Source organism: Flavobacterium sp. (assembly GCF_036741995.1).
Taxonomy (GTDB): domain Bacteria; phylum Bacteroidota; class Bacteroidia; order Flavobacteriales; family Flavobacteriaceae; genus Flavobacterium.
On record NZ_DAINRG010000045.1, the window covers coordinates 1 to 20,762 of the forward strand.

Annotated in this window: 23 protein-coding genes; 12 read left to right on the top strand and 11 right to left on the bottom strand. The window is 37.6% G+C overall.

Annotation, left to right across the window (positions count from 1 at the left end):
* A partial coding sequence (locus V7D82_RS11015; protein ID WP_333601030.1) for an LTA synthase family protein occupies window positions 1-2,022 on the bottom strand: 2,022 nt, incomplete at its 3' end.
* Window positions 2,023-2,205: 183 nt separating this feature from the next.
* Here V7D82_RS11015 and V7D82_RS11020 point away from each other — a divergent pair.
* From V7D82_RS11020 to V7D82_RS11055, 8 genes are all read left to right on the top strand, one after another.
* Window positions 2,206-2,631: a QcrA and Rieske domain-containing protein gene (locus tag V7D82_RS11020; protein WP_333601031.1), complete on the top strand. Its 426-nt coding sequence runs from the start codon at window positions 2,206-2,208 to the stop codon at window positions 2,629-2,631.
* A gap of 107 nt (window positions 2,632-2,738) precedes the next feature.
* A complete protein-coding gene (locus V7D82_RS11025; protein ID WP_333601032.1) occupies window positions 2,739-3,404 on the top strand; it encodes a response regulator transcription factor in 666 nt (221 codons plus the stop codon).
* Window positions 3,405-3,409: 5 nt separating this feature from the next.
* Window positions 3,410-4,792 (top strand): sensor histidine kinase, encoded by a 1,383-nt coding sequence (locus tag V7D82_RS11030; protein ID WP_333601033.1) that lies wholly within the window; start codon window positions 3,410-3,412, stop codon window positions 4,790-4,792.
* 76 nt (window positions 4,793-4,868) lie between these two features.
* Window positions 4,869-5,348: a hypothetical protein gene (locus V7D82_RS11035; protein ID WP_333601034.1), complete on the top strand. Its 480-nt coding sequence runs from the start codon at window positions 4,869-4,871 to the stop codon at window positions 5,346-5,348.
* A gap of 167 nt (window positions 5,349-5,515) precedes the next feature.
* Window positions 5,516-6,703, top strand: a complete 1,188-nt coding sequence (locus tag V7D82_RS11040) for an alpha/beta hydrolase (RefSeq protein ID WP_333601035.1) — start codon at window positions 5,516-5,518, stop codon at window positions 6,701-6,703.
* Window positions 6,704-6,705: 2 nt separating this feature from the next.
* On the top strand, window positions 6,706-8,127 hold the full coding sequence (locus V7D82_RS11045; protein WP_333601036.1) for a leucyl aminopeptidase family protein: 1,422 nt from the start codon (window positions 6,706-6,708) through the stop codon (window positions 8,125-8,127).
* A gap of 3 nt (window positions 8,128-8,130) precedes the next feature.
* Complete coding sequence (locus V7D82_RS11050; protein WP_333601037.1) at window positions 8,131-9,348, top strand: ATP-grasp domain-containing protein; 1,218 nt, start codon at window positions 8,131-8,133, stop codon at window positions 9,346-9,348.
* A 3-nt stretch (window positions 9,349-9,351) separates the two neighbouring features.
* On the top strand, window positions 9,352-9,897 hold the full coding sequence (locus V7D82_RS11055) for a hypothetical protein (protein WP_333601038.1): 546 nt from the start codon (window positions 9,352-9,354) through the stop codon (window positions 9,895-9,897).
* Here V7D82_RS11055 and V7D82_RS11060 read toward each other — a convergent pair.
* The 8 genes from V7D82_RS11060 to V7D82_RS11095 form a co-directional block, all read right to left on the bottom strand.
* The gene (locus V7D82_RS11060; protein ID WP_333601039.1) at window positions 9,894-11,087 is read right to left on the bottom strand and encodes a hypothetical protein; all 1,194 of its coding nucleotides are present in this window, start codon (window positions 11,085-11,087) and stop codon (window positions 9,894-9,896) included. The two genes, V7D82_RS11055 and V7D82_RS11060, sit on opposite strands and share 4 nt — an antisense overlap.
* A 10-nt stretch (window positions 11,088-11,097) precedes the next feature.
* Window positions 11,098-11,505, bottom strand: a complete 408-nt coding sequence (locus V7D82_RS11065; RefSeq protein WP_333601040.1) for a hypothetical protein — start codon at window positions 11,503-11,505, stop codon at window positions 11,098-11,100.
* Window positions 11,506-11,517: 12 nt separating this feature from the next.
* On the bottom strand, window positions 11,518-12,345 hold the full coding sequence (locus V7D82_RS11070; RefSeq protein ID WP_333601041.1) for a type 1 glutamine amidotransferase: 828 nt from the start codon (window positions 12,343-12,345) through the stop codon (window positions 11,518-11,520).
* Between the two features lie 91 nt (window positions 12,346-12,436).
* On the bottom strand, window positions 12,437-13,543 hold the full coding sequence (locus V7D82_RS11075; protein WP_333601052.1) for a carboxylate-amine ligase: 1,107 nt from the start codon (window positions 13,541-13,543) through the stop codon (window positions 12,437-12,439).
* Window positions 13,544-13,577: 34 nt separating this feature from the next.
* On the bottom strand, window positions 13,578-14,525 hold the full coding sequence (locus V7D82_RS11080) for an ATP-grasp domain-containing protein (protein ID WP_333601042.1): 948 nt from the start codon (window positions 14,523-14,525) through the stop codon (window positions 13,578-13,580).
* 33 nt (window positions 14,526-14,558) lie between these two features.
* Window positions 14,559-15,272, bottom strand: a complete 714-nt coding sequence (locus V7D82_RS11085; protein ID WP_333601043.1) for an esterase family protein — start codon at window positions 15,270-15,272, stop codon at window positions 14,559-14,561.
* 242 nt (window positions 15,273-15,514) lie between these two features.
* Window positions 15,515-15,913 (bottom strand): glyoxalase, encoded by a 399-nt coding sequence (locus V7D82_RS11090; protein WP_333601044.1) that lies wholly within the window; start codon window positions 15,911-15,913, stop codon window positions 15,515-15,517.
* Window positions 15,914-15,993: 80 nt separating this feature from the next.
* Window positions 15,994-17,361: an OmpA family protein gene (locus tag V7D82_RS11095; RefSeq protein WP_333601045.1), complete on the bottom strand. Its 1,368-nt coding sequence runs from the start codon at window positions 17,359-17,361 to the stop codon at window positions 15,994-15,996.
* Window positions 17,362-17,499: 138 nt separating this feature from the next.
* Between V7D82_RS11095 and V7D82_RS11100 the strand changes: the two genes are divergently transcribed.
* Window positions 17,500-17,922, top strand: coding sequence for an NUDIX hydrolase (locus tag V7D82_RS11100; protein WP_333601046.1), 423 nt, complete (start codon window positions 17,500-17,502; stop codon window positions 17,920-17,922).
* The gene (locus V7D82_RS11105) at window positions 17,919-18,311 is read left to right on the top strand and encodes an acyl-CoA thioesterase (RefSeq protein WP_333601047.1); all 393 of its coding nucleotides are present in this window, start codon (window positions 17,919-17,921) and stop codon (window positions 18,309-18,311) included. Before V7D82_RS11100 ends, V7D82_RS11105 begins: the two co-directional genes overlap by 4 nt.
* On the opposite strand, the gene V7D82_RS11110 is transcribed toward V7D82_RS11105, so the two are convergent.
* On the bottom strand, window positions 18,308-19,567 hold the full coding sequence (locus V7D82_RS11110; protein ID WP_333601048.1) for a mechanosensitive ion channel family protein: 1,260 nt from the start codon (window positions 19,565-19,567) through the stop codon (window positions 18,308-18,310). The two genes, V7D82_RS11105 and V7D82_RS11110, sit on opposite strands and share 4 nt — an antisense overlap.
* Window positions 19,560-19,838 (bottom strand): DUF3817 domain-containing protein, encoded by a 279-nt coding sequence (locus tag V7D82_RS11115; protein ID WP_333601049.1) that lies wholly within the window; start codon window positions 19,836-19,838, stop codon window positions 19,560-19,562. The genes V7D82_RS11110 and V7D82_RS11115 overlap by 8 nt, the downstream gene beginning before the upstream one ends.
* 95 nt (window positions 19,839-19,933) lie before the next feature.
* On the opposite strand from V7D82_RS11115, the gene V7D82_RS11120 reads away from it, so the two are divergent.
* Both V7D82_RS11120 and V7D82_RS11125 read left to right on the top strand, forming a co-directional pair.
* On the top strand, window positions 19,934-20,449 hold the full coding sequence (locus tag V7D82_RS11120) for a DUF6155 family protein (protein WP_333601050.1): 516 nt from the start codon (window positions 19,934-19,936) through the stop codon (window positions 20,447-20,449).
* 76 nt (window positions 20,450-20,525) lie between these two features.
* Window positions 20,526-20,762 (top strand): DEAD/DEAH box helicase family protein (locus V7D82_RS11125; protein ID WP_333601051.1); only part of this gene is annotated, 237 nt, incomplete at its 3' end.

A 20,762-nucleotide genomic window follows, 5' to 3' on the forward strand; every position in this document is an offset into this window, starting at 1 on the left:
ATCTTCTTGCAGCGTAGTCATCGGTTTTTCATCAAAATACAACTGAAAATTAGCTCCGACTTTAGGATTCGGTTGTGGAATCAATTGGAATTGTTTTGTTTGTTTCACTGGTGAAATGATAGTCAGCACATTGTTTTTGATCAAACCTAAATCCTGATAAGTAGCCACAAAAGCACGGGGCACATAATTACTATTGAATACATCCTGCCCAAAGAACTTACTGTCATAATTGAAATGCAACAGGCCAAACAAGGTAGGCATCATGTCTATTTGTGACATCAAAGTATTCACTTCCTTAGCCGGAACAAAACCCGGAGCATAAATAAACGCCGGAATGCGGTACTTATCCATAGGCAACTCTGTCTTTCCTGAACTCGAAGCACAATGATCGGCCAGAATTACAAACACCGTATTCTTAAACCAAGGTTGTTTTTGCGCCATGGCAAAGAATTGACGCAAAGCATAATCCGTATATTTCACACCGCCTTTACGCGACTTGGCTTTGCCCGAAATGTCTATTTTCCCTTCCGGATACGTAAACGGTCTGTGATTGCTTACGGTCATGATATGGTTGAAGAAAGGCTTGTTTTCCTTAGCTTCACTATTCATCACCTTAATGGCTTTGTTATACATATCTTCATCGCAAACACCCCAAATATTAGAGAAAGTAATCTCCTCGGGAGCAAAGGTTTTCTTATCGACAATATCATAGCCATTGCCACCAAAGAAATCACCCATATTGTCAAAAAAGGCATCGCCACCATACATGTATTTCACGTTGTAGCCTTTTTGCTTAAAGATACTTCCGGTAGAGAATTTGTTTTTGTTGTCTTTGCGTTTCACCACACTTTCAGCAGCACTTGGCGGCAAGCATAAAGTCACGGCTTCTAGACCACGAACCGTTCTGTTTCCCACAGCATACAAATTGGTGAACTGCATACTCTTGGCCGATAACGAATCGAGGAAAGGTGTAATATTATCTTCATTGCCATAAGCCTTCATATACTCGGCACTGTAACTCTCAATGGTAATTAGCACCACGTTTTTATGCACTTCAGCTGAATCGCTAATTGTTTTGTGCAAGCTACTTTCACCGGCTATTCCCGGCAATTGCTTTTGCAATAAGGCAAAGGCTTCTTTATTAGGCATCGTTTTGTAAAATGTATCAAAATCGAGTTCATTGTTCATGAACGCCACGTAGAATTTATAAAGTCCGTCAGCTTGCAGTTCATTGGTAAACACATTGCTCGAATTCTCCTGCTTAGCCAAAAAGGGGATTGCCAACAACGAAATCATAAACAGCACCACATAAACTCCCAGATTCTTTAGTTTTTCACTAAACGAAGGCAGATTCTCCAGGAAGGGTTTGGATCGTTTGACCACAATAAAAGTGAAGAAACCGGCAATCAATCCTACGCCAATAAACAATGGTACTACGGGATAGGATTCCATAATATTTCCTATTACTGTATTGGTGTAAACCAAATAATCGACCGCAATAAAATTGTAACGCACCCCAAATTCATTCCAGAAAAAGAATTCACTAATGCTGTTTTGAATAATAACCAAAACGAAAATAAAAATCGTAATCGAGTATAACCAAAAGCGAATGGTCTTCCTGTATTTCGGTAAAAACAATAACAGTCCGAACAAAACCGTTTTAATAGTGATAAAGCTAGTGCCAATTTCCGGTAGGGAACCTCCGTATTCGTTTAGAATCGTATTGCCAAAAGTAACATACAGCAATAAGACCACTAAACAGCCGAAAATGATATACCCCCATGGTTTGTAGTACTTTGAATTGGATAAAAACAGTAAATACAGCCACAATAAGGCACTGGCCACAGTAAATACAAACACATCCGACAAGAATCCTAAGCAGAACAGCTTTGCAAGCTCAATTACTCCAAAACTCGATTGGGTAATAGGATGGAAGATAAGCACAATTCTAAGTATAAAATTGGCTAAAATATAGAGCAACAGCAAGTTAATGAAAGGCGAGGATTTCTTGAAAAAGTGCATAGTTCGAATGTTTCTACAAAAATAGGAAAACAATGCAGTTGAATAGAAGTAAGCCTAAAAAATAAATACAGAATCTCACAACAATAAATCTTAAGCATACTTTAGCTAAGATGGATTAGGGTAAACCGACATGCTGATGTTACCTACTTACTGCAACTAGTAAACAATTAAAACAACAGCATTATGACACGTAAAGATTTTTTTGCCCGAGTAGGTTTTGGCGCCGCCACCTTATTAGTTCCTTCCTGCATTGCAGGAATAGCAACAAGTTGTTCCAGTGAAAGCGAGGGTTCTCCAACACCAGCTCCCACCAATGTTGACTTTACTTTAGACATCAGCACCGGATCGCTAGCAACAAACGGCGGCTTTTTAGTGCATAACGGCATCGTAGTGGCCCGTACCAATACCGGAGAATTTTTAGCGGTTTCTGCTTCTTGCACACATCAAGGAACAAACGTTAACTACAATGCCGCCGGGAATAAATTTATATGCCCCAATCATGGCGCTCAATTCAGCAGTACCGGCGTAGTAACCCAAGGCCCTGCCTCCAGTAATTTACAACAATACAATACTACCCTTACCGGAAATAGTCTTCATGTGTTTTCATAATGCTATACTTCGCCTGTTTATTAATTAAATTTTGATTAAAAAGCAGGGCTGTCATTTGGAACACTTTAATTTTAATTTATCTTTATCAAAAGAAAAGTAAGATTATAATGAAGCACATACTGATAGTCGAAGATGAAGAAGGAATTGTACAATTTCTGACGCAGGGATTAGAAGAAGAAGGATACCAAATTTCCTCGGCCAATGACGGTGCGGAAGGATTAGCGTTATTTCAAAACGGAAAGTTTGACTTAGTGCTGTTAGACTGGATGCTTCCCAAAATGACCGGTGTACAATTGTGCCAGGCCATCCGACAACAAAACACCAAAATACCCATCATCTTCCTCACCGCTAAAGATACCGTGCAGGAAACCGTAGAAGGGCTAAAAACAGGAGCCAATGATTATATCAAAAAACCTTTTAGTTTTGATGAATTGGTGGAACGCATCAAAGTACAGCTGCGCGACAAAAGCGAGCAAGATATTCTGACTTTAGGCCCTATAGAAATCAACCTTCAAAAACACCAGGTTACCGTTGATAAAAACGAAGTGTCATTGACACAAAAAGAGTTCGATCTGCTTTGCTATTTGGTCAAAAATAAAGGCAATGTATGTTCGCGCACGCAAATCATTCAGGATGTATGGGACATTCACTTTGAATATGACACCGGTGTGATTGATGTTTTTATGAATGCCATCCGAAAAAAACTGAATTTAAAAGTAGACGAAGATTATATCAAAACCATCCGTGGCGTGGGATATATCGCTAATGAATAAGACCAATGCAACAACTTTCGTTTAAAAACAGAATCGCTTCCAATTATATTATCACCACTGCTTTATTGATTTTTGTGGTCTTCTTCGTGATATACTCCATTGTTCGGTTTAGTGTGTATATCAAAGTCAATAACGACATTCAAACCGAAGTCGCCAAGCACTTAAAAGAAATTGAAGTCAAAGAAAACTGTGTCCTCCTGGTTCGTGAAGAACAATGGAAAGCCATACAGTTCAACAAAGTAGATGTCAGCCCGGCTTTCATTCAGTTTGTGGATGAATTAGGCGCGTTGGTTAATAAATCCCCTAACTTAAAACAAAAGCGCTTAAAATACTATCCGGAAGCCATTAACAACGAACTGTTTGACGGTAAACTGGATAATATTTCGGTGCGTCAAATTCAGGTTCCTTTGTATCAAGGCACTAAAATTATAGGATTTCTAATGGTAGCCATGTCGCTGGAAGATTCCAAAATGGTATTGAACAACTTGTTTTTTATATTAATAGTTGCTTATCCGCTAATTCTGTTGGTGCTGTTTCTCATTGCCCGATTCATTGCCGGAAAAAGTATCAAACCGATAAGTTCCATTATTCAGACTTCGAATGTTATTACCAAAGACAATTTAAAATCGAGAATTCCGTTGCCTCAAAATCGGGATGAGTTGTTTACTTTGTCCAAAACCATTAATAACTTATTGGATAGAGTCGAGAATGCCATCGAACGCGAAAAACAATTCACTTCCGATGCTTCTCACGAGCTGCGAACACCGTTGGCTGTAATTAAAGGAACTTTAGAAGTTTTGGTACGTAAACCACGTAATCCTGAGGAGTATAAGGAAAAAATTGATTTCTGTATTAACGAAGTCAATCGCTTGAATCATTTGGTAGACGAATTGCTTTTATTGGCGCGTTTCGAAGATCAAAAACAAACCCTGAAAATGGAAAGGGTTTCCTTAAACGCTATTTTTCTGGATGTCATTTCCCGAAACGCAACGCTGATCAGTGAAAAGAAAATCAACTGTGTAGCGCATTTTGCCAAAGATTTCTATGTTACTACCGATTCCTATTTACTCTGCATCATTGTCAATAATATCTTGACCAATGCTGTCAAATATTCCAAAAACAACAGTACTATACACTTTGACATTCTTGAACTCGAGGACAAATTAGTTTGTTCGATTTCTGATCACGGCATCGGAATTGCTCAGGAAGATCTGCAAAAGATATTCGACCAGTTTTACCGCTCCAAATCCAATCAGCATCCTGAAATTAAAGGAACAGGCTTAGGATTATCGATTGTAAAAAGACTTTGTCTCTTACTCCAAATAGATTTGCAGATTGAGAGTAAAGAAAACGAAGGAACCAAAGTGATACTAGGTTTTACTAAATAAACATAAGGATGATTTTTATCATCTTTGTTATTCATAAAATAAACTAACTTTGGGTGAATTCTAAAAACAACATACTATGACCGACGCACATTATCACTTAGTAGTCAACCATTTCCCTATCATCGGGACAATTTTCGGGTTCGGGATTTTATTAGCCGGAATCTTTTTTAAAAGCAATACCGTTAAGAATGTTTCCTATGTACTGTTTATAGTGTCAGCGGTATTCGCAGCGCTAAGCATGGCAACAGGAGAAGATGCTGAACATGTCGTGAAAAACATGCCCGACATTGGCAAACAAATTATTCATACCCATGAAGAAATTGCTGAGAAATTGGCTTTGGTTTTATATGTACTAGGCGTTGTTTCATTGCTTGGTTTATATACTAATCTCAAAAATCATAGCAAAGCATCTTTGATTTCCTTTTTGGCGCTGGTCATTGCAGCGGTTGGTGTCTTTTTGGCACAACAAGTAGGTACTTCCGGCGGTGAGATTCGTCACACCGAAATTAGAAATGGTTTTACACCCACTAAATCTGAGAATAATTTTGAAGACTAATGATTTTTAAAAGATGTAATAGCACCGAGACCTAATTGTTCCTGCAGTTAGGTCTCTTTTTTTTATGCTGTTTTCTCAAAAAAATAGTTTTAAAAAGGCTTTTCTGTAACAACATTTCTATTCCGCTGAAATATCCATATATTTCACTGAAAGGCTTTGTCATCCAAATGCAAAAAGTTATTTTTACGGGAATAGAATACCATATTACCACTATGAATAAAGCAGAAGACAGCATGACTGACGACTTAGAAGTTAAAAAAATCATTGAACCCCAACTCAATATTCTTTTGACTACCGATGAAGATGATGATCGTCCGGTATATATTTCAGGGAACTTTAATAATTGGGTAACACAGGATAAAAAATTTGAAATGGAGAAAGTTGGACAAGGCTTGTATCATTTTAAGTTTGAGTCTGATTTTGTTTATCCCGAAGAGCTGTTATACAAATTTACGCGTGGCGATTGGAGCGAAGTAGAGATTGACAAATACGGCAATAGAACCGAAAACCGTTCCTGCAAACAGCACAATGGCGTCCGCAAAGAGCACGTGGCTAAATGGCGTCACAATTGGCTTCCGTTCAAGTCCAAGTTTTTGCCGAAAGTACATTTGATTTCCGAAGAATTTGAAATCCCACAACTGAATAAAACCCGCAGAGTTTGGGCTTTATTGCCACATGATTATGATAAATCAACAGAAACTTATCCGGTTTTGTATTTGCAGGATGCTCAGAATTTATTCAACGAAAAAGCCAAATACGGCAATTGGGAAATCGATAAAAAACTGGCTGTAATGGCCGAATACAAGATTGGTAAAATCATTATTGTAGCTGTTGAACACGCCGAAAAAGAGAGAATCAAAGAATACAATGTGGGGAATACCGTTCTCGGTAACGGGCAGGGAAAAAAATACATTCGCTTTCTGACCGAAACGCTGAAGCCCTTTATCGACAGTAATTTCAGAACCAAACCCGATAGAGAATATACTGGAATTGGCGGTAGTTCTATGGGAGGATTAGTCAGTATCTTTTCAGGAATTATGTATCCGGAAATCTTTGGCAAACTGATGATTTTTTCACCATCGCTTTGGGTCGTGCCCAAAATCAAATTGTCATTTCTTGATACCGATGAACCACAAGATACAAGAATTTACCTCTATGCCGGTGGTGATGAAAGCGCTACGATGATTGACCATGTGAAGCAATTCAAAAAACGATTATTAAAAAAAGACGGCTATGCCGATAAAATGAAAGTGCGTTTAAGCATCAATATGGAAGGGAAACACAACGAAGTGTTTTGGAGTGATGAATTCCCGAAAGCTATTGAATGGCTGTATTTTAGCACTAAAGACGAATAAGTATGAAAACAAAAAAAATACAAAACCTCGATGGCTTTACCGGAACGATACTGATTCCTGTTTTTGAAACCAATGCCAAAAGCATAGTTCCGATAGAATTTCACGGAACAACGGTTTCTTCCAAAGTTTTTTACGGAAAAAAAGACACACATTATTTAGTCGAAAAATACGATTGCACGCATGTGTTCATTGGTTTGGGAAAAGAAATGGATTATAAATCACTCAAGACCATTTTCAGAAGAATCGCTGCCAAGCAAAAAGATATTTTCACAACTTCAGTAGCGCTGGTAGTTCCTCAGGAATTTGACAGTAATCAGGTGGAAGCTACCCTTTCCGGATTGGTTTTAGGGACTTACAATCTGGGACATTACAAGAAAAGTGAAGAGCATCCTTTTCTGAACGCTGATTTTGAGCTGCAATTTATTTCAAAAAATGATGTTGAAGACGCTATTGCCAAAGGCATAAAAATTGCCAAAGCACAACTAGAAACGTTCAATCTAGTGGATTTACCTCCCAATAAAGTCAATCCAAAATATTTGGCGAATTGGGCCAGCGAAACCGGCAAACAATATGGTTTTGATGTGACTGTTTTTGGCAAAGAAAAATCCCATGCCGTGGGCTTGCATTCGTTTCTTTCCGTTGGAAAAGGCAGTGCCAATGAACCGCAATTCATCATCATGGATTATAATCCGGGCAACACTAAGAAACACATTGGTTTGGTGGGAAAAGGAATCACTTTTGACACAGGAGGATTGAACATCAAAACAGCCGGAATGGTGCAGATGAAATGCGATATGGCCGGAGCCGCAGCGGTTTTAGGAACGATGCAATTGGTAGCGGATTTGCAGTTGCCTTATCGTGTAACTGCGATTGTGCCGGCTTGTGAGAATTCGGTGGATGCGCATTCGTTTATGCCGAGTGATGTAATTCAAAGTTATGCTGGTCATTCCATAGAAATCATTGATACTGATGCTGAGGGAAGGCTTGTCCTGGCTGACGGTTTATCGTATTTAATCAAGAATTACAAACCCGAAACTGTGATTGATTTAGCCACCTTAACCGGAAGCGCTGTAGGGACTTTTGGCTATGAATGTGCTGCTTTATTTACCAACAATGATACTTTGGCTAAAAATCTGCAACAATCGGGTGATGCTATAGGGGAAAGAATGTGGCAGTTGCCCTTATGGGATGCCTACAAACCGGATATTGAAAGTGAAATTGCCGATGTAAAAAACTATTCCGGAAAACCGGTAGCCGGAGCGATTTCGGCCGCTAAGTTTTTAGAGTTTTTTACTGATGAGCATAAATCCTGGGCTCATTTAGATATTGCCGGAGTGGCTTTTGGCGATGATGAATTTGCCAAAACCAAACATGCCACCGCTTATGGTGTGCATTTAATTACTAAGTTTATTGAAAATCTATAGCGTATGGAAAGTCCAATCAAAAATTTCATTTGCATTTCCAATTATTTTAAAGGAAATGATTTCCTGATTAATCTAAAAAAATTAGGCAACCGAGTCTATCTTATTACCTCTGAAAAGCTTCGGGATAAGCCTTGGGCCTTTGATTATATTGATGAAATTCACTTTATGCCCGGTCAGGACATCGATTGGAACCTGGAAGATTTATTGGCGGGAGTTGCTGGCTTAATGCGTCATAGAAAAATTGACGGTATTGTTGCTTTAGATGATTTTGATGTGGAAAAAGCAGCTTATTTGCGAGAAAATTTAAGATTGGCTGGTATGGGACAAACCACCGGAAGGTATTTCCGCGACAAGTTGGCCATGCGCATGAGAGCCAAAGATGCCGGCATTGCTATTCCTGCGTTCAGTTCTTTGTTTAATGATGAAGAAATTAATGAATTTGCCGATACGGTTTCGCCTCCTTGGGTGTTGAAACCCCGCTCAGAAGCTTCGGCTTCCGGGATTATGAAAGTACATTCAAAAGAAGAGCTTTGGGAAAAAGTACACGGATTAGGTGATAATCGCATCAAATATTTGGTAGAACAATTCAAGCCCGGTGCCGTGTATCACTGTGACGGATTGAATTGGCATGGTAAAACCTTGTTTTCTATCACTTCACAATATTTGGCCACACCAATGGAGATTTCGCAAGGTGGGGGAATTTTCAGAAGCGCCAATATTGCGTATGATTCTGAAGATGACAAAGCCATCAAAAAAATGAATGAAGCGGTATTGAAAGCTTTTGGCATGCAGCACGGAGCCAATCATACTGAATTTATCAAATGCAATGATGATGGCAAAATTTACTTTTTGGAAACCGCCAGTCGGGTGGGAGGAGCGCATTTAGCCGAAATGGTGGAAGCTGCTTCTGATATTAATCTGTGGAAAGAATGGGCCGCTATTGAAGATGCTTTGGTAAAAGGAAAAATCTATAAACTACCTAAAACCCGTAAAGGTTTTGCCGGAATTGTATTGACACTTTCCAAGTTTGAGCATCCCGATTTATCAGGGTTTGATGATGGGGAAGTTTGCTTCCGAGTGCCATTAGAGTACCATGCAGGATTAGTGGTGAAAAGTGAAAATCACACCAGAGTCCGAGAATTGCTTGATGATTATGCTGAACGATTGATCAGTGATTTTGCTACTGTAGCGCAACAGGAAGCCGTTAAAAAATTACATTAGATTTTGGTTAAGAATTACACCAGGCGTAATTTTCACACTCGTACCTTTTGTATTTGGAACGAAGTATCTTTTGATGCCATAAAGGAATTAAAAATCAATTATACCAGTCAGTCCGGAAGTCAATACATTTTTACCGAGAACGGCTTGTATCGCATTTCAAATCATTGGGGAAGAGTAGCGGATTGTCATTGGCGGCTGATTCCTATGACGGAATTCAAAAACCAAAACAACACGGTGGCTTTCGCCAAATGGATTGATTTTTATGCTAATGATGACACGTCAAAGTTGTTTTTCATCAAAGTCAATTGGGAAACTCAGGAAGTTAATTTTTACCACAAACTTACTGCTTCCGACTCTGCAAAAGTAATATTGCGCAACGCAAAAGAAACGGCTAAAATCATCCGGATAATTAAAGAAGTCTTTACCGAAACCGATTGGGCAAAGTATTTACAGTTTGACGATTTGACAATTTTGAGAAAAGAAGTTGTAAAAGAATTAATCGATTCCGAGAAATCCTTTCTGGAAATTAAGAAACGGTATTTGAACTAGTCTTTTTCAAACATCCCAACCGTTCCACCAACCCAGTCTTTGTCTTTATTGAATTTCACGCCTATCATTTCTCCGCGACTTAGTCTAACCAAATTGGTGACTAAAGTAGGAGCAGGGTCATTTTTTTTCCAAACCGCCAGCAAACGAACTTCTGCTTTTACTTTACCGTCAGGTGATTGAATGATGGGTTTGTAGTTTACTTTTTTCTGAAGAATGTATAAGTCTTTTTCCTTAATCGCTTCAATGTCTCCAGGTTGTATGTGAAAGATAACGCCGCTTCCTGAGAAGGAGAACAACGGTTTCAAAACATAGTTTTCCAAATCAGTGGGGATTTCTTTTAAATCGGATAGGAGTGTGGTTTCTATGAAATATTTTCCTTTCAGATAAGGCAAAATGAATTTACTGATTCGGAAAAACCAATTCGGATGACCGGCCCATTCTACCTCCAAATCAGATGAAAAATCAAAGTTTAATTGCAAATCGGTACGCAAATCCAATTCATCAAAAATTACGCGATTGTAGATGCGTTTCACTTGTATTGCCACTCCTTTTTCATTGTGATAGAATAATTGTTTTCCTTTTTGAACCAATTCAGTAACACAAACCACAGGAATACCAATATCGCGTTTGCAGTAATAGAAATCAATCTTGGTGTTTTGTTTTTCGGGTTCAACTTCTAATAGAATTACATTTTCTTTTGGCAAATCATTACAAATCACCTCTTCGATTAATTTCAGATAACTTTGCTGATTCAGTCCGTTGAGAAAAGGTGTCAACTCTGAAAGAAAAGGGTAGTGGTTGACAAATTTTTGGGACAAATGATTTTGAAAATTGAACAACGACGGGAATCCCTGCACTTCAATCAGCTTGGGAACAATTTCACCATCTTCTTCACAAATGCCAAAGTCAATCGCCAAAAAAGTGGTGTGATGGTCTTCGTTAGGAACTTTTCGGTTCAGCTCCAATGCTCTGTTGGTAAGGGTTTTGAAATCGTCTTTTTGAATGAAATCAATCACTTCCTGACAACCTTCGAGTAGTTGCGCTTTTAATTCTTTGGTAATGAAAAATGGCGTTTCACCAATTCGGAACGTAACTTTATAATCAAAATCAGCGGTTATATCGTTGATAAAATCATTGTATTTGGCTGTTGAAAAATTATCGTTAAAGAGTTGGCGATACTTTGGATTCATTTTCTAATCCTTAAAAATTATTTTCTAACTTGGTATCAATGAATTCATAGTTTTCATTGGCATAGTCAATTTGGGTGCTTTTCATTTTAAACTTAACGTGAGTTTCATCTAAAACCTGATACGTATAAACATCCGTTTCTTTTGAATTATTGTGGTATTCATAAAACGTATTATTTTCAATCCACCATTTCCCGTTTTCAGCAAAATTAGTGACTTCGCCGTCTTCAACAATCGTAAACAATAAAACAAAATTACCATCTTCAAAGCGATGCATAATCCAGTTTTTGGTCATACCAATTTTTTGATTGTCTTTTTCGGTTCCGGACCAACTGCCAAACAATTTTGAATCTACTGTTTTTTCTTGAGAGAAAATAGCTTGGGAAAAGACTATAAAAAGGATAATTACAATTTTTTTCATTACTGAAAGAGACTAGTTTGACAATGCTTTTCGGTGTTTCATCAAATCGTTTATGGCAATGCGTAGGAAATTCGGAATAATGGTTTCATTGGTTTTGTAGATTTTGTCTTCGTCTAACAAATCTTCGAGCATATCGCGGAATTTTTGTTTCCCTTTCATATCAATGATTTTCTCGCGTCTTTCCTTGTTTTTCATGTTGGCAATAAAACTCAACGGATCCGCTTCGGGATGGAATTGGGTTCCGACAAAATATTCCGAAAAACGAACTGCCATAATAGCTCTTTCATATTGTACATGGTCCCGGATTTTTTCAAGGGAAATAATTTTCGCGCCTTTTTTGGCAAACATGCTCAACTTAGGTTGTACCACTTGATAGTCGCGGGAATCAACAGCGTAGAATGGATCTGACAAGCCTTCGTATAAAGGATCGATTTGTCCATCGGCGGTTTTGTGTACTTTCATTACGCCAAAAGAAGTTTCTCTGCGTTTGGTGATTTCGGCCAAACCAAAGTGTTTGCAGGCCATTTGAAACGAATGACAAATAAACAGCACGTGTTTTTTTATCTTTTGTTCTTTGTTCCAATCAGTTAACTGATCTATGAAATCGTAGTATTTTAAATCCCAGTTGCCATCGCCTTCTAAAGGATTTCCCGGCCCACCGGTAGAGATGTAAATATCGAATTTTTCAATCTTCGGGAATTCGCATTTACCGCGAACATCAAAAATCTGGAACGTAACGATTTGATTGAATCTATTGATAATGTCAATGATACAACGCATCCCTTGATTGGGCTCTCCGTTGTACATGTCAAGTACCGCTATTCTAATTTGGTGGCTCATTTTTTTACAATTTGGTTATGCAAATATAACTTTTTAAAAACAGACACTTATTTTTTCAAAATCAGTTATCAAACATTTCATTAACAATAGACTATAATCCGCGGGTAAATTCACAGGTAATCATGTCCACCACTTTGGTTAAATCCTGAGTTTCTTCAAAAACGCGCAGTTGCTTATCTGCTCCGGTGCCTTCTTTTAAAATGGTGTGTACATAATTAATCTCGTCACGACTGCCCAGTTCATCCACCACATCGTCAATAAACTCTAATAATTCGTGAATTAACATTTTGGTTTCGACTTCTTCTTTGAGTCCGAAATCAATCATGTGATTGTCAATCCCATAGCGCGCTGCCCGGAATTTATTTTCTTTAATCAAGGCAATTCGATAAATATTAAAACTGGTATTGGATATGGTTAATTTATACAATTTGGCCACAATCGCCTGAATGATGGCCACAATGCACATGGCTTCATCAACAGTCAAACTCATATCGCAAATGCGAAATTCAATCGTGTCATAGAACGGATGCAGGCGTAAATCCCACCAGATTTTCTTTGGATTGTCGATGCATTTGGTTTTCACCAAAGTATCTAAATAGTTATCATACGATTGAACACTGTCAAAATACTCCGGCAAACCGGTTCGAGGAAATTTGTCGAATACCTTGGTGCGGAAAGACTTGTAACCGGTATTTCTTCCTTCCCAAAAAGGAGAATTCGTCGATAGCGCAAAAATATGAGGCAAGAAATAGCAAGCCTGATTCATTAATTGCAGCCCAATTTCCCGATTCTCAATACCAACGTGGCAATGCATCCCGAAAATCAAATTGGAACGCGCTGCATCCTGCAATTCGTTAACAATGTGATGGTATCTTGGATCGTCCGTTATAGGCTGGTCCTGCCACCGGGAAAACGGATGGGTTCCGGCACCACCAACCACTAATTTTTGTTTGTGGGCCAACTCGACAATTTTACCGCGTAAAAAACGAATCTCGTCTTTGGCTTCTTTTACATTTTTGCAAATATTGGTCCCGACTTCTACCACCGACTGGTGCATTTCGGCTTTGACCTGCTCATTCAAAATGATTTTGGCTCCATCGACAATTTTGGATAAATGTGAGCGTAAATCACGGGTTTGCGGATCTATAATTTGGTATTCTTCTTCAACTCCTAAAGTAAAAACAGGTAATTTTTTCATCATCATGCGTCTTAATTACTATTTAAAGAACTGCTTATTTCTGTGCGGCAGCATCAGCTATAAAGGTTCCCCAAGTCAAATTCATTTGCCCCGGCTTTTGTTTTTTGGCAGCGGCAATGGCCATTTTGGCGGCGTGTTCTACTACCCATTCGAAATTATCAGCCCCGACAGAAGTCAATTCAGCATCGGGAGCCGGATTTCCAAAATCAATCGCATACGGAATCCCGTCACGCACAGCAAATTCTACGGTATTGAAATCATAGCCTAAGCCTTTGCAAAGTCTTAAAGTGTAATCCTTAACGGTGGCCAATAGTTTTTTATCTACCGGCGGTCCATCGATTACATAACGCAAATGATGCGGATTTCTGGGTTCGTATTGCATGATGTGGACATCTTTTCTGCCCAAACAATACACTCTGAAATATTCGGTAAAGACAATTTCTTCTTGCAATAACATAACCAGTTGGCCGGTTTCCTGATGTTTTTGCCAAAATTCTTCTTTGTTCTCTAATCGGTATACGTTTTTCCATCCGCCACCGGCATACGGTTTCATATAAGCCGGAAAACCGATGTAATCAAAAATACCTTCCCAATCCATTGGATATTTCAGGTTTCGGAATGATTTTGAAGTGGTGTCTGTCGGATGTTCAGCAGAAGGCAGAATTACGGTATTCGGAAGTGGTACGCCCAAAGTATCTGCCAAACAGTTGTTGAAGAACTTATCATCGGCACTCCACCAAAACGGATTGTTGATGACATTGGTTCCGGTTAGCGCGGCATTCTTCAGATAAGCACGATAAAAAGGCACGTCTTGCGAAATTCTATCAATTATCACGGCATATTCGCCACCTTTGTTTTGCACCACTTTATCAATAGAAACCGCTTCGGCTATAATTCCTTTTTCGTTTTTTGAATTTACTCTTTCGATAAAAGCATGTGGAAAGGTATCTTCCATTCCAAATAAAATTCCAATCTTTTTCATTTTGTATTGTTTTAGATCTTAGTGTTTGATTTTTTAGAAAAACTTAATTCTGGATAAATAATGCGGAAACATTTCTTTCCATACCGGCCAGTCGTGTTCTCTGTCCTGACGAATATCCAGCCAATGCGGAATGTCTCTTTGTGATAGGACTTTGCTCAGCTTCAGGTTGGCATCAAAGCAAATGTCCCAATTAGAGGTTCCCAGTATAATATCCATATTCCAAAGTTCCGGATCGTTTAATCCGAATATATAATCTTCAGGGCTATTGTAAAACACATCATCATCCCAATGCCCATCCATAAAGCTTTTGATAGAAAAGGCGCCACCCATTGAGAACATGTGGCTTACATAACCGGGGTGACGGAAGGCAAAATTGGCTGCATGATAGCCTCCAAAACTGCAACCGGCCACAGCTACTTTTCCGGCGTGGGTATTGTTTTTCACACGTTCTACAATTTCGTGACAAATCATTTTGTCATACCAAACGTGGTTTTGAATGCGATGAACCGGGTGAATTTTTTTATTATAGAAACTATCTTTGTCAATGCTGTTGGGACAAAAGATTTGAATCAAACCTTGATCAATGTACCAACGGGCGCTTTCGATTAAACCTTGATCTTTATTTTCATGAAAACTTCCCATAGAAGTAGGGAAGAGGATAACCGGATATCCGGAATGACCAAAAACAAGCATTTCAATTTCACGGCTCAAATTAGGCGAATACCATTTAAAATATTCTTCTCTCATAAATTGTTATTAGTTTTAACAATTATAATGAAAAAATCGTTGTGAAATCTATAAAAATTTGAATTTAAGACATTATTGTGATAAACTATTTATAGCTATTTAGTTTTTGAAAAATATCCAAAAAAAGCACACAATCTATTAGCTGAATTTAATTATCGTCAAGAAACCCGATAAGCAGTCATTAGCTTTACGTTAATGTACTCCTGAAAAAAACAGGATTAACAACCTGAAACAGCCTGAATTTAAAGGTCTTGCTCTAATAGTTGAATCTGACTTTTGAGTCTTTCAATTAGCATGTTCATCATTCTTTTGTTCAAGTTGGATGAGTTTTGAATGTATTCGTTGTATTCGTCCACGGTAAACAAGCCAATAATGATTCCTTTTAAGGAGTTTCTGAATTTGATATCGCGCTGGATGACATTTTCTATGTATGCCATTTTCTTCTCTGGTGTAAGGCTGAAAAAGACATTTTTTTGCTTGATGGCGTAATTGATAAAAACGGCAATGAATAAGTCGTTTTGTATTTTCAGAATAGGACGCAGGGTTTTATTTTGAAAAGCTTCTTCCAATGAGGATTGTTGGTTGATTGTTCCTAAGGCTTCGCCTCTTAATTCAAGAACATGGATGTCTCTGGCTTCCATTTTTTCTTTTAAAGTTAAAAAAAAACCTCTGTTGAAAAACAGAGGCTTTTTTTTAGTTATTAATAATTAGTTGTTAATTATTATTTGATTTTGAATACAACTTTACGAACTAAACGTCGGGCATAATCTGAGTTTTTATCTACAGAGCTGTCAATTCCATTTCCTACTATCGTTAATCTTGAAGGATTGATACCTGCTTTAGTTAAGATCGTTTTAATGTTTTGGGCTCTTTCAGCCGATAATTTATTGTTATAAGCTGTACTTCCTAGTTCATCTGCATAACCAGTGATTTCAATTGATTTTTCAGGATTGTTTTTTAGGTAATTCAAAATAAATCCTATGTTATCCGATGAGGCGCTGGTAGGTTGCGATCTGTTAGGATCAAAGTAAGCCGCCACATAACCATCGTTAATCAATTGCTCTAACATTCCGTTTGAAATGGCCGCACTGTTAGTACTGTTGTTGGTTGTGATGGTTTTGTCGATGTATTTTTCTAACTCATCAGGAACACCGTTGTTGTTTTTATCAACCATTCTTCCTTTAGTATCTACTGCAACACCGGCAATTGAATTATTTTCGGCATCTAAATAATCCGGTACACCGTCTTTATCAGAGTCATTCATTAAGGTTTCAATTTCACCAATTCTATTGTTCAAGTCATTGATTTCTTTATCTTTCTTATCTTGAATAATAGCCCAGTCACCGTGTATTTTTTGGTTACCGAATGAATAGGATAATCCCAGTGTTGTAGCTATCATTTGACCTGCTAAGTTATTATCTCTATTAGAATAAGAACCATCCCAATTGTAATGTTGTCTGAAACTGTTTAGGATACTAAAATCGGCATCAATGGCAAGGTTTTTAGTAATTCTGTATTGTGGTGTAAAACCAAAAACAATTCCTCCATTATACTCTGTTGATTCTCTAATAACATAAACTCTCAATGGATCAACATTTTTAGGTGTCATAGCAGCAATCTGAATACCACCATGAAGTAATAATCCAAATCTTCCGGAAGCTTCTTCTATATTGAACAAACGAATGGCATTGATAACTCCTTGAAAACCTAAACGGAATTGTTTCATTTCGAAATCAGGGCTGTCCGTACTCGGATCGTTAGTAAGCTTATCGTAATTAAAATCTACTTTTACTCCAAATTTTGGATTAATCATATACCGGGCACCAATACCAAAATTATTTAATTCAAAACGACCAAATAGTTTATCAGGATTACTTGAATAATAACCGTCAGCGTAAGGTTTAACTCCTCTGCTTTGTCCAAAATTAACTTCTACCGACCAGCGGTTATAGCTATCGGTAGCAACTTCTTTGTCTGGTTCAACAGATATAAATTTCTTGTCGTCTTCTTTCTTTTTATCGCCATCCTGGGCATAGGTAGCTAATGAAAGACCAAGGATTGGTATTAATAATAGTAGGTAATTCTTCATATGGTACGATTTATAGATATTTAATAAAATGTTAAAATCATTGCAAATATAAAGGTTTCCACCAAATAACCAACTTTTTTGACTATTATTGAGTGCCTAAAACGGCGGGTGATTTACTATCCAAAATCAATCAAAAAAATGAGAGTTTCCAAGACATTCCTGACGGTTGATGCTGTTGTTTTTAAAACTATTAACAATAAACTTGAGTTACTGTTAATAAAAAGAAAAAATGAGCCATTTCAAAATGCTTGGGCACTGCCAGGAGGGTTCGTAGATGAACACGAAGATATTGATGAAGCAGCAAAAAGAGAATTGCTCGAAGAAACTCAAATCAACATCGAAACGTTAACGCAGTTAAAAGCTTTTGGGAAACCTTTCAGAGATCCAAGAAGCCATGTGGTTTCAATTGCTTATTATGGTTTTGTAGCTGAAAATGTAAAACCAGTTGCTGCTGATGATGCTAAAGAAGCGAAATGGTTTTCGGTTAATGATTTGCCAAAATTGGCCTTTGACCATGACGAAATCATTAATTTTGCTTTACAAAAAATTGACATCAAATGAGATTCCATACCAGAAAATGGGTAAAACCCGAAGACTTAAATCCTAACAGTACTTTGTTCGGAGGTAGATTATTAGCCTGGATTGACGAAGAATTAGCTTTATATGCTATTATCCAACTCGAAAACCCTAAGATAGTTACCAAACACATGTCGGAAATCAATTTCAGGAGCTCAGCCAAGCAAGGTGACATTGTTGAAATTGGGATTGATGCGGTAAAATTCGGAACCTCTTCTTTAACACTCACTTGCCAGGTACGCAACATGATGACCCGTGAAATCATCATCACGATTGACACTATTACCATGGTAAGTCTTGGTCCGGATGGAAAACCAAAACCCCACGGCAAAACTCAAATTGAATATATTCAAGACCGATTGACGGGATACTAATCTACAAAATCACTTTTGCCGGAAGGCATTTCATAAATTTCTAAATCGAAAAATGGAATGGACGCAAACACGTGGTCAAAAATGTCAGCCATAATGTATTCGTAATTCTCAAAGCGTTTGTCATTCGAAAACGTATAAATTTCTAACGGAATCCCTTGTGGCGTAGGTTGGAGTTGGCGGCAAAGCAAAATCATTTCTTTATTCAAACCCGGATATTGGCTCAAATATTGGGTAATGTACTTTCGGAACAAACCAAAATTGGTCATGTTTCTTCCGTTGATTAATACCGATTTATCTACCTGATGGGTTTTGTTGTATTTGTCAATTTCGGTTTGGCGAAGTTCAATATAACTGCTAACCAATTGAATTTTTTTCAATTCCTGCAGTTCGTTTTCTCCTAAAAACCGAATGCTGTTGGCTTTGATTAAAATGTGTCTTTTTATTCGTCTTCCATCTGAATTCAGCATACCGCGCCAGTTTCGGAAAGAATCTGAAATCATGCTATAGGTCGGAATAGTGGTAGTAGTGTTGTCAAAATTTCGAACTTTCACGGTCGCCAAATTGATTTCAATTACATCGCCATCGGCACCAAATTTATCAAACGTAATCCAGTCGCCAATCCGAACCATATCATTTAGGGAAACTTGCACACTGGCTACAAATCCCAAAATAATATCCCTAAAAATCAACAAGACAATTGCCGAAATGGCTCCAAAAGTTCCCATCATGGTTACGGTACTGATGTCAAAAACTTTGGATACAATAAAAATAAAAGCAAAAATCCAGAGCACGATCATGATTACCTGAATGTAACTGTCGATAGGTTTGTCGCTGTAGGACGGATTTGATTTTAAATGATCCCGCAATGCCTGTAAAATGGTCTTGATAATCCAAATGCTTAGCAATACGATATATATCGCGACTAATTTCCCAAAAACAGATTCCCAATACACAAAATTTTCCAGAATAATTGGAACACATTTGTAAATGAAAAGCAGCGGAATTAAGTGCGCTATATATTTAGCCGTTTTGTTCGAAACCAATAAATCGTCAAATTTGGTTTTGGTTCTTCGGGCCACAATTATCATGGTTCTAACCAATACAAATCGGAAAATCAAATAAATGATATACGATAAAACCGCTAAAACAATGATGTTAATGGCTAAACTTAGGTACGAAGAAAGCGTCTCTCCAAAATCCCATTTTTTGAAAAGATGATAACTCCAGCCAAATATTTTCTCGACGAGTTTATGCATTGCGCAGGTATTTTTTCTCGATATAAAAAGTGCCAAAAGGAATTACAGAAGCTACAGCGATTATACCGAATTTCTTGCCAGTCCAATTGTCTTCATATTTCATCATGATGGCTATAATAATATACCCAATAAACAACAAACCGTGCGCCATTCCAAACGGTCTGATATAACTTGGATTGTCAAAAACATACTTCAAAGGCATGGCGAAGAAAAACAATAGTAGCAATGAAATTCCTTCCAGGAAAGCGATAATTTTAAAATAACGGAGCATAAGTTTACTTTTATCCCACAAAAATAAGTAATATCATCGATTTGAGCAGTCAAGAACCGGAAAGTAATTTACTTTTGTATTCCTAAAATCAATTCATGAGCAAGCGCGATTTAAAAAAATACCTTCAAGAACTGAGCAAAGAACAGCTTGAAGAGCAATTTATAGAGATGTACGAGAAGTTCAGTGATGTAAAAGTTTATTACAATTTTGTCTTTAATCCCAATGAGGACAAGCTGGTTCGTGAAGCCAAGTTTAAAATTTCCAACGAGTATTTCCCCGTCAAAAGCAAGAAAGCTAAAATGCGGCGTTCCGTGGCTCAAAAATTCATCAAACACTATATAACACTTGGTGTTGATGTTTTTATCATCGCTGATATTATGTTGTATAACATCGAAATTGCTCAAGCTTTCTCATCTGAAAAAACGATTAAACAAGAGTTGTTTTTCAAAAGCATGCTTACTTCTTTCCAACAAGTCATTAGTTTTTTGATTGAAAACGGCATTTTGAATGAATTTCAAAGTAGAGTAGTGGCCATAAAAGAAGAAACTATCAGCCAAAACTGGATAAATGCCTATGAGTTTAATGCCATCGTAGAGCGGTTCGAATATTAAATTTTTGTAAATAAGCAATTTAATTTTGGTGAGAAGTTTTTTTTAGCTGTACTTTTGCAAAATTGTACAAATTCATATGTCTAATAAAGATTTTAATGTCGAAATTGAAGAAAAAAAGGAACTTTACGGTTACCAGAAGGGCGATATTGACAAAATTTTTGACCGATTAGACAATGCGCCAAGCGATCATCATTTACTTTATCAATTGCCAACCGGTGGTGGGAAAACAGTAATTTTTTCAGAGATTGTCCGCCGTTATTTGTCGCAACACGACAAGAAAGTTGTAGTGTTAACGCATCGAATTGAGCTTTGC

Bases quoted from the DNA above. Each gene is read 5' to 3' on its own strand.
- V7D82_RS11020 (WP_333601031.1), top strand. From the start codon at position 2,206: ATGACACGTAAAGATTTTTTTGCCCGAGTAGGTTTTGGCGCCGCCACC.
- V7D82_RS11025 (WP_333601032.1), top strand. From the start codon at position 2,739: ATGAAGCACATACTGATAGTCGAAGATGAAGAAGGAATTGTACAATTT.
- V7D82_RS11030 (WP_333601033.1), top strand. From the start codon at position 3,410: ATGCAACAACTTTCGTTTAAAAACAGAATCGCTTCCAATTATATTATC.
- V7D82_RS11035 (WP_333601034.1), top strand. From the start codon at position 4,869: ATGACCGACGCACATTATCACTTAGTAGTCAACCATTTCCCTATCATC.
- V7D82_RS11040 (WP_333601035.1), top strand. From the start codon at position 5,516: ATGCAAAAAGTTATTTTTACGGGAATAGAATACCATATTACCACTATG.
- V7D82_RS11045 (WP_333601036.1), top strand. From the start codon at position 6,706: ATGAAAACAAAAAAAATACAAAACCTCGATGGCTTTACCGGAACGATA.
- V7D82_RS11050 (WP_333601037.1), top strand. From the start codon at position 8,131: ATGGAAAGTCCAATCAAAAATTTCATTTGCATTTCCAATTATTTTAAA.
- V7D82_RS11060 (WP_333601039.1), bottom strand. From the start codon at position 11,087: ATGAATCCAAAGTATCGCCAACTCTTTAACGATAATTTTTCAACAGCC.
- V7D82_RS11065 (WP_333601040.1), bottom strand. From the start codon at position 11,505: ATGAAAAAAATTGTAATTATCCTTTTTATAGTCTTTTCCCAAGCTATT.
- V7D82_RS11070 (WP_333601041.1), bottom strand. From the start codon at position 12,345: ATGAGCCACCAAATTAGAATAGCGGTACTTGACATGTACAACGGAGAG.
- V7D82_RS11075 (WP_333601052.1), bottom strand. From the start codon at position 13,543: ATGAAAAAATTACCTGTTTTTACTTTAGGAGTTGAAGAAGAATACCAA.
- V7D82_RS11080 (WP_333601042.1), bottom strand. From the start codon at position 14,525: ATGAAAAAGATTGGAATTTTATTTGGAATGGAAGATACCTTTCCACAT.
- V7D82_RS11085 (WP_333601043.1), bottom strand. From the start codon at position 15,272: ATGAGAGAAGAATATTTTAAATGGTATTCGCCTAATTTGAGCCGTGAA.
- V7D82_RS11090 (WP_333601044.1), bottom strand. From the start codon at position 15,913: ATGGAAGCCAGAGACATCCATGTTCTTGAATTAAGAGGCGAAGCCTTA.
- V7D82_RS11095 (WP_333601045.1), bottom strand. From the start codon at position 17,361: ATGAAGAATTACCTACTATTATTAATACCAATCCTTGGTCTTTCATTA.
- V7D82_RS11100 (WP_333601046.1), top strand. From the start codon at position 17,500: ATGAGAGTTTCCAAGACATTCCTGACGGTTGATGCTGTTGTTTTTAAA.
- V7D82_RS11105 (WP_333601047.1), top strand. From the start codon at position 17,919: ATGAGATTCCATACCAGAAAATGGGTAAAACCCGAAGACTTAAATCCT.
- V7D82_RS11110 (WP_333601048.1), bottom strand. From the start codon at position 19,567: ATGCATAAACTCGTCGAGAAAATATTTGGCTGGAGTTATCATCTTTTC.
- V7D82_RS11115 (WP_333601049.1), bottom strand. From the start codon at position 19,838: ATGCTCCGTTATTTTAAAATTATCGCTTTCCTGGAAGGAATTTCATTG.
- V7D82_RS11120 (WP_333601050.1), top strand. From the start codon at position 19,934: ATGAGCAAGCGCGATTTAAAAAAATACCTTCAAGAACTGAGCAAAGAA.